General features: G+C 70.3%; 7 protein-coding genes. 5 read left to right on the top strand and 2 right to left on the bottom strand.

Annotation, left to right across the window (positions count from 1 at the left end; genetic code table 11):
- Positions 1–238: 238 nt before the first annotated feature.
- A complete protein-coding gene (locus NXI30_27935; protein ID MCR9098068.1) occupies positions 239–1,120 on the bottom strand; it encodes a phytanoyl-CoA dioxygenase family protein in 882 nt (293 codons plus the stop codon).
- Positions 1,121–1,223: 103 nt separating this feature from the next.
- Positions 1,224–1,946 (bottom strand): enoyl-CoA hydratase/isomerase family protein, encoded by a 723-nt coding sequence (locus NXI30_27930; GenBank protein MCR9098067.1) that lies wholly within the window; start codon positions 1,944–1,946, stop codon positions 1,224–1,226.
- A 126-nt stretch (positions 1,947–2,072) separates the two neighbouring features.
- Between NXI30_27930 and NXI30_27925 the strand changes: the two genes are divergently transcribed.
- The 5 genes from NXI30_27925 (at position 2,073) to NXI30_27905 (ending at position 8,238) form a co-directional block, all read left to right on the top strand.
- On the top strand, positions 2,073–2,723 hold the full coding sequence (locus tag NXI30_27925; protein MCR9098066.1) for a hypothetical protein: 651 nt from the start codon (positions 2,073–2,075) through the stop codon (positions 2,721–2,723).
- Between the two features lie 320 nt (positions 2,724–3,043).
- The gene (locus NXI30_27920) at positions 3,044–4,546 is read left to right on the top strand and encodes a GMC family oxidoreductase N-terminal domain-containing protein (protein MCR9098065.1); all 1,503 of its coding nucleotides are present in this window, start codon (positions 3,044–3,046) and stop codon (positions 4,544–4,546) included.
- A 145-nt stretch (positions 4,547–4,691) separates the two neighbouring features.
- Complete coding sequence (locus NXI30_27915; GenBank protein ID MCR9098064.1) at positions 4,692–5,153, top strand: (2Fe-2S)-binding protein; 462 nt, start codon at positions 4,692–4,694, stop codon at positions 5,151–5,153.
- The gene (locus tag NXI30_27910) at positions 5,150–7,321 is read left to right on the top strand and encodes a molybdopterin-dependent oxidoreductase (GenBank protein MCR9098063.1); all 2,172 of its coding nucleotides are present in this window, start codon (positions 5,150–5,152) and stop codon (positions 7,319–7,321) included. Before NXI30_27915 ends, NXI30_27910 begins: the two co-directional genes overlap by 4 nt.
- Positions 7,318–8,238 carry a helix-turn-helix transcriptional regulator gene (locus tag NXI30_27905; GenBank protein ID MCR9098062.1) on the top strand — a complete coding sequence of 307 codons (921 nt, stop codon included), beginning with the start codon at positions 7,318–7,320 and terminating at the stop codon, positions 8,236–8,238. Before NXI30_27910 ends, NXI30_27905 begins: the two co-directional genes overlap by 4 nt.
- Positions 8,239–8,240 lie beyond the last annotated feature (2 nt).

Genomic DNA, 8,240 nt, shown 5'->3' with positions numbered 1-8,240 from the left:
GTGCGTACAGCGGTACCGCTGGATCCGGCGCGGCCGTGCCTCTCGTTCGTAGAAGCCCTTCTTCTGAAATCGCCAACCGGCTGGATTTGCATGGAAATCACAGTCGGGGTTGGGGCAGTGGGGTGGGCGGCGCAGGAAGGGCGTAGACGACATGCAGACCGACATCGCACGATGCGTGCCGGGTGCAGACTACGGTCCACGTCTCATCCGATGCGCATCGGCCGACGACCCCGCGACGCTAGCCGCGTCGGGACTCGCGCTGGCGCAGCGCCTGGTACGTATCGCGATCGACGGGAATCGCCGGGGGGATCACGTCCTTCGGCGGCGGCGCATGGTCGTGGGCGCGGCCTCGCACGAGTGTGAACTGCCGCTTGTCCTCGTCGGGCGTCGCCCAGGTCCGCACGCACTCCGCCGACACGTAGTGCCCCGAGATCGCGCGACGGAATCCGTTGCTCCGATTGCGGCCCGATCCATGGAGGAGGACCGGATGGAAGAAGAGCGTGTCGCCCGGCTCGAGCTCGACGTGCACGCGGTCGGGATGGGCCCCCACGCCCTTGGCGCCCCAGTAGCCGGCGTTCGCGCCTTCCCACGGCATCGTCTCGTGGTCGATCAGTCCGCGATCGTGGGAGCCGGGGACGACGGAGAGGCACCCGTTCTCCCGGGTCATCGGCTCGAGGGCCGTCTGCGCCGCCACGATCTTGTCCGCCGGCCGGAACCCGAAGTAGACGAGGTCCTGATGGAGCGGGTGGCGACCGTCGACGTTCGGCGGCTTGTTGATCAGCATCGTGTGCAGGGTCTGGATGTCGGGGCCGATGATCTGCTCGACGACATCGAGGATCCGGTCGTCCTTCGCGTAGCCGAAGAAGACAGGGTCCTCCGCGAAGTCCTGGATCTTCGCGATCTCCTCTTCCGGCGTCGCCGCCTGGACCTTGCCCTTGGCGACGAGCACGTCGCGCATCACGAGCATGCCCTTGGCCGGCGGAATCGACCCGTGGGTCACGGCCTGGAAGCGGTCGCGCAGGGTCTGGACCTTGTCGGCGTCGATCAGCCCGCGCTTCAGGACGTAGCCATCGAGCCAATAGGACTGCAGCTCTTCCTTGGTCAGGATCGTGCTCGCCACGGGGTCTCCTCGTCCGACGCCTCGGCGACGGCCGGGCGGCATCATAGCGCCGCGGGAGACCACCGACGGGACGTGGAGTTCGCCGAAGGAGCCCTTTCGCGACTCAGCGCCGGATCGACTCGAACGGGTTGCGGGTCGACGCGTCGGCCCTCAGCAGGGCGCTCCTGGCGACGGCGGCCTCCCATGCGGGCTCACGGAGTATGCGCTTGTTCAGGCGATAGGCCTCGGGATCCACGTCCGCGAGCGCCTCCGCCCGAGCGAGCGACGCGCGCTCGAGATCGGCGGCGTCCGACACCAGCTCGTCGGTGATTCCCCGGTCGAAGGTCTCGCGGGGGCTCACGAGTCGGCCGTGCAGGATCAACTCGTTGTGGTGTTGAGGCGGGATGGACGTCGTGCAGAGCGCGGCGGTCCCCGCCGTGATCGGGATCCCCGTGACCGCTTCGTTGAGGCCCATGCGCACGTCGTCGCGGTCGACGGCGACGCGGACGTCGGCCGAGAGGTAGATCATCATCCCGCCGGCGATCGCGTGGCCGTCCGCCGCGGCGATGATCGGCTTCGGAAAGAGGAAGAGCCTGCGCATCGCCTCGACGAACGCACCGGCCGTTCGGCTCAGCTCGTCCGGAGGGAGCTCCGGAAGCTCCTTCAGGTCGAGCCCGGCCGAGTAGATCCCCGGGCGGCCGAAGACGACCAGCGCGTGGGCGGCCGAGCGCTCGATCTCGTCCAGCTTCTCGTTCAGCTCGGCCAGGAACGCGCGGCCGATCGCGTTCGCGCGACCGTCGTCGAGGGTCAGCGTGGCGACGCCGTCCCGCTCGCCGAGGGCCATCATCGGGCGATCGCCGGCGAGGCGAAGTCTTCGAGGGCGACGAGCGATCGGAATCGGCGGTCAGCGTGCATGGCTAGACCCTAATCGACGCCCCCGGTACGGTCTACCACTCGCCCGCGAAGGTCCCCCATGCACTACACCGATCGCATGCTGCTCCACACCCCCGACGCACTCCCCTTCGAGAGCGGCGTGGAGCGGCAGGACGACGGCGTCTATCACGTCGCCGCACTGACCCGCATGCCGGGCGTCCGCGCCGAGATGATCGCCTGGTGGTTCGGGACCTACATGCAGACGACCGAGCACTACAAACGCTGGCACCCCCGCGACCACGTCTGGATGGACTGGGCGAACAAGTCGCCCGGGACCCACATCGGCGCCTCTCATCTCGTCCACGAAACCATCGGGGGCAAGATGAACGAGCTGGCGATCACCTTCGTCGACCCGACCGAGAACATGGGCCCCGAGGCGAAGACGGCCGGCCGCCTCTTCGTCTGCGCGAAGGTGAGCCCCCTCGATCGGCGGGACGTCACGATCGCGCGCATGGTCCACGCCGCCTACGACACGGAATGGGGATGCCAGCTCCGCAGCCACTTCTGGATGGGGATCGTGGAGACCGACCTGCTGGGCGGACTCGCGCAGAAGCTCGCCAGTACGCGCTTCGCACGAGAACGGCTGGTCCCCCGTGCGGCGGCGCAGGCGCTCGAGGCGCACTGTTTCGAAGAGATGACGACGCTCGCGGGCTTCCTGCCGGCGCTCCATGCGAGCGAGACGGGAACCTGAGGCGTGGCCCCACGCGTCCGGATCGCGCGGACGCGGTCTCGATTTCCTCGCGATCGGCGTAGAGGCTGGCGAACCGCCGGCATGGAGGGCGCGCTCGCGCGCTTCAACGACAGCGTCGACGCGTTGATCGCGCGCTGAGGCGCGCGGCCTCCCGAGTCCGCCCCGCGCGCGCTTTCGAGCTCGAAGTCCGCTGACTCTCGTCCCTCGCGCAGCCCATCGATCTGGGCGACCGTGCGAGTCGCGCGTGCGGCGGTCGCGCTCGGTCGACCCGGAAGTGTGCGGTCGATCGGGCATGCGGCGCGCGACACGGGGGAAGCGACGTGGACCCGAAGGCGAGACGCATTCTCATCGTGGGCGGCGGGACCTCGGGCGCCGTCCTCGCTGCCCGTCTCAGCGAAGACCCGCGCTTCGCCGTGACCCTCCTCGAAGCCGGCCCCGACCACGCCGAATATGACGAGGGGATGCTCGACCCCGCCCTCGCGCCGGACCGCTGGCCGGGGGTCGGCGAGCACCTGATCGTCCAGCCCATGACGAGCGACACGGGGCCGGTCCCCATGATCCAGGGCCGCATCCTCGGCGGCACGTCGGCGGTGAACGGGCTCGCGACCCTGCGCGGTCAGCCCGCCGACTACGACGACTGGGCGAAGGCCGGGCTCGAAGGCTGGGGCTGGAAGGACGTCGAGAGCACGTTCGCGGCCGTCGAACGGGACCTCGACTTCGGGGACGCCCCGATCCACGGCTCGACCGGCCCCCTCCCCGTCCGTCGTTGGCGCCCGGACGAGATGAGCCGGAGCCAGCTGGCATTCCGCGAGGCGATGGTCGAGTGCGGTCAACCGGCGAGCGCCGACATCAACGACCCACGAACGCTTCCGGGGGTCGGGGTCTTCCCCGTCACGATCGACGAGAACACGCGGCGCGTGAGCACCAGTCTGGCTTTCCTGGACGACGAGGTCCGCGCGCGCCCGAACCTCGAGATCTGGACACGGGCCGAGGTCGCACGGATCGAGATCGCCGGCGGCGCCGCGCGCGGCGTCGTCCTCGCGAGCGGTGAGGAGATCGAGGCGGACCAAGTCGTCGTGACCGCAGGCGCGATCTGGACGGCGGCGATGCTGCTTCGATCCGGGGTCGGTCCGAAGGAACACCTCGGCGAATACGGCCTCGCCGTCCACGCCGATCTCCCGGTCGGATCGACGATGGCGGACCACCTCGGTCCCGGCATCCCCTACACCCACCCCGGTCCGCGCGGCGGGATCGCCGGTCCCGCACAGATCGTCTACGTCGGCGCGTCGGACGGCGCGCGCGTCGACCATCACCTGATGCCGATCTCGCTCCACGATCCCGCGCGACAGCCCCTCGACGCCGAGGTCGAGAAGACGATGTTCGTGCTCGCCGTCTTCCTGCTCTGTTCGAGCGGTCGTGGGAGCGTGCGGTTGGGGATCACGCCCGACGGCACCCCGGTCGTCGTCGCGCCGCCTCTGCCGGACCACGCGCCCCGGATCCTCCGGCACGCGCTCGATCGCGTCGCCGACTGGGAGCGCTCCGAAGCCTTCCGCACCCTGGGCGCCGAGCCGCTCATGCCCCACGACCTCGCGGACCCCGACGCCGGACAGGCCGCCCTCGAACGGAACACGATCAGCTACGGCCACATGGTCGGCACCTGCCCGATGGGCCCGGTCCTCGACGCGGAGGGTCGCGTGCGCGGGATCGCGAACCTCCGCGTCGCCGACGCCTCGGTCATGCCGATCATTCCGGCCGGCAACACCTACCTGGGCTGCGTGATGGTCGCGGAGCGCATCGGGCGGAAGATGCTGGCCTCCGACTAGGCGACCCGCTCCGTCTCCGAGCCGACCAGAATGCTCCGCCTCTCGGCCCGGCTCGGTTGGCGCGAATATTCAATCGCGACGGGTCGAGATACAGCACACTCTCCTCCGGAAGGTCGCACGCCCTCGGCCGGCCGGGAGGGCCGCAGTGAAGCTCGAGATCAACGGGAAATCGATCGAGATTCCGGAGGCCTGGCGAGAGGCACGGCTGCTCTGGTGGCTGCGCGACGGCCTCGGCCTGATCGGTACGCGGTTCGGGTGCGGCGTGGGGGCCTGCGGCGCCTGCACGGTCCACGTCGACGACGCGCCACAACGAAGCTGCCTGCTGCCCGTTTCGTCGCTCGAAGGGCGGCGTGTCCGGACGATCGAGGGACTCGCCGACCCGGACGGAACGCTCCATCCCGTCCAGCAGGCGTGGATCGACGAATCGGTGCCCCAATGCGGCTACTGCCAGGCCGGACAGATCATGAGCGCCGCCGCGCTCCTCGAATCGGAGCCTGCGCCTGACGACGAACGGATCGAGCGAGCCATGTCCGGAAACCTGTGCCGCTGCGGGACCTACGCACGGATCCGCAAGGCGATCCGTCGCGCGGCCGAGGCGCAATCGTGAGCGCTGCGGGGGCGACGCGCGTACGCCGGCGCGACGTCCTTCGCGCGCTCGGCTGGTCGGCGACGGGGATCACGGCGCTCATCGCATTCCCGGGTTGTTCCCGCCTCCTGCCGCCGCTCCCGACCTCCGGCGCACCGGACGCGGGCGCGGGCCACGCGTGGCTCCAACTCGACGCGCAGGGCCACTTTCGTCTGGTCTCGCCTCGACAGGAGATCGGACAGGGAATCAGCGCCAGCCTTCGCGCGATCGTGGCCGAGGAGATCGGGATCGCGCCAGAACGCGTCCTCCTCTCGCTGCTGCGCACCGATCGGATCGAACCGGTGGGCTCGACCGTTGGTAGCCAATCGATCCTCGACTACGCGCGTCCCCTCGCCATCGCAGCGGCGAACCTGCGCGAAGCCCTCGTGGATCGCGCCGCGACGCAGCTCGACGTGTCGGCCGCGGACGTCACGCACTCGGACGACGGCATGGCCGCCGGCGGGAAGCGCCTCGACTGGGCAACGCTCGCCGCCGGTGAGCCCATCCTGCTCGAAGGGATCGAATCGAAGGGCCTCTCCCTTCGTAGCTTCGCGCCGGAGGGGCGCCGCCACGTCGGCCAGCCCCACGCGACAGACCGGATTCGGGAGATCGTGACCGGCGGCGCGCTCTTCGCCGGGGACGTCCGACGAAAGGGCATGCTCTACGGCCGGTTCGCCCAACCCGCGAAACTCGGTGCCCGGCTGAGCGGATTCGAGGCACGAGCCGCCGAGGGCGAATCGGGCGTCGTCTCGGTCGTCGAGTTCCTGGGAAGCGTCGGCGTCGTCGCCGAGACGCCTATGGCACTCGAACGCGGGCTCGTCTCCCTCGCCTGTCGCTGGGAGGTCGACGGCGAGGTCGACCAGGGGGCGATCGACGCGGCCATGGACATCGACGCGAACGAGCACGCGCTCGAGCACGAGATCCGGGGCGATCGGGTCGAGACCGACAGGGGCTGGTCCGTCGACCTCCGCGTCGACGTCCCGATGGCGGCCCACCTCTGCATGGAGCCCAAATGCGCGGTCGCCGAGGTGCAGGACGATCGCGCCGAGATCTGGACGGGGACCCAGGATGCCTTCTTCGTGCGCGACGCCGTTCGCAAGCATCTGGGCCTCCCGACCGAGAACGTGGTGGTCCACAGCCAGCGTCTCGGAGGTGGCTTCGGTTCGGGAAGCCTCTACTGGCCAGCCGTCGAGGCGGCCCTCCTCTCGCGCGCAGTCGGGCGCCCGGTCAACGTCACCTGGACGCGCTCCGACTGTTTCCAACGAGGCTATCACCGACCTCCTTCGACGCACCGTCTCCGTGTTCGCGTCGGCGACGATGGACGAATCACGGACTGGCACCACCGTTTCAAGTCGGGGCACGTGATCTTCACGTCGGCCGCGATGCCGGCGTGGCTCCAGAAGGCGACCAGCCTGATCGGCGACTTTGGCGTCGCGCGCGGCGCGGACCCGCCCTACGCGGCGAACCGAACGCGCGTCGAGTTCTCGGACGTTCGCATCCCCGTCGACACCGGACCGTGGCGCGGACTAGGCGCCGCGCCGAACCACTTCGCGGTCGAGAGCGCCGTGGACGAAACGGCGCGGGCGACTGGGCAGGACCCCCTCGCCTTTCGCCTCGCGCACATCGACGACGAACGACTGCGCCGAGTCCTCTCCCGCGCCGCCGAGCTCGCGGGTTGGACCGAGGGCGACGAGCGACGCGGTCGCGGCCTCGCCTGCGGGATCTACAAGGAGATGAGCTACGCCGCCGTCGTCGCCGACGTCGAACTCGGCGAGACCACGGGCACGCCTCGCGTACGGCGCCTCGTCTGCGCGCACGATTGCGGGCTCGTCGTGAATCCCGACCAGGTCCGTGCACAGATCGAGGGCAACTTGATCTGGGGGCTCGGAATGGTCCTGAGCGAACGACTCGGCGTCGCGGGCGGGCGGATCGACGCGGATGCACCCGGCCCGTATCGCGTCCCTACCGTGGGCGACGTGCCGGAAATCGAGATCGAACTCGTCTCCGCGGACGCGACAATCCCGACCGGTGCCGGCGAGACCGCGATCGTGGGCGCGGCCGCCATCAGCAACGCCCTCGCCGGGCTCGTCGGCCAGCCGGCCACCCGGCTGCCCGTCCGACCCGAAGCGCTCCTCGCGAGGTTCCGTTGAGCGGCGCTCCCGACGAGACGAGCGCCGCCCTCTACAACGGCGTCCGACGCGTACTCGAGCGGATGGGGATCGCGCTCGAATTCGCGACGGCCGTCCGGGGCGAGTCCCGGGCGCCCCACACCGCGAAGCGCGCGCTCCTGGATGCGGCGCTCGGTCACGGCGGTCCGCACCTGATCCTCTCCCTCGGCGAGAAACTGATGCGCGCGCGCTCCGACCCATCGGTCACCGTGCTTCGCCGCGCGACCGATCCCGCCGACGCGCTTCTCCGCTGGCAGCGCCTCGAACGGTTCTTCCACTCCCGACACCGGACCGAGACCCTCGACGCCTCGGAGCATGGGTTCGGCGCTCGCCACGCCGCGACCCAGGGCGAGGCGCCAGCGCCCGTCGACGACCTGCTGATCGCCGGGATCGTCCTCGCCCTGATCCGAGCAGCCGGCGGGCGCGGAGTGCGCGCACGATTCGGGGACGGCGTTCCCTTCGTTTCGGGCGACGAGCCCTGCCTGGCAAGGCTCTCCGACACGACCGACAGCGCGACCTGGTGGCTCGAGTGGGATCGCCTCGAGCGGCCGGTCCCACCGACGGCCGACGAACCGCCGACGGATCCCGAAGCCCTCGAGGCCCGCCTGCGCGTCGAGTTCACGCGCGACCCCGCACGCGCCTGGACCGTCGCCGATCTCGCCAGCCGCTGCGGTATGAGCGCGCGCACCCTGCAGCGCCGCCTCGAAGCCGCCGGAACGAACGCAGGCACGCTCGTTCGCGAGCTTCGCGGTCGCCACGCCGCACGAATGCTGGCGGAGACGGAGGCCTCCCTCGCACAGATCGGCTTCGCTTCGGGGTACGCGGACCAGGCCCACTTCGGCCGCGAGTTCAAGCGCTGTATCGGCATGCCGCCCGGGCGATACCGGTCGATGCTCTGACC

This window comes from bacterium (assembly GCA_024742285.1).
Taxonomy (GTDB): Bacteria; Myxococcota_A; UBA9160; order UBA9160; family UBA4427; genus UBA4427.
The sequence above is the reverse complement of the archived record's forward strand: the minus strand, read 5'-3'. Positions and strand labels throughout refer to the sequence as shown.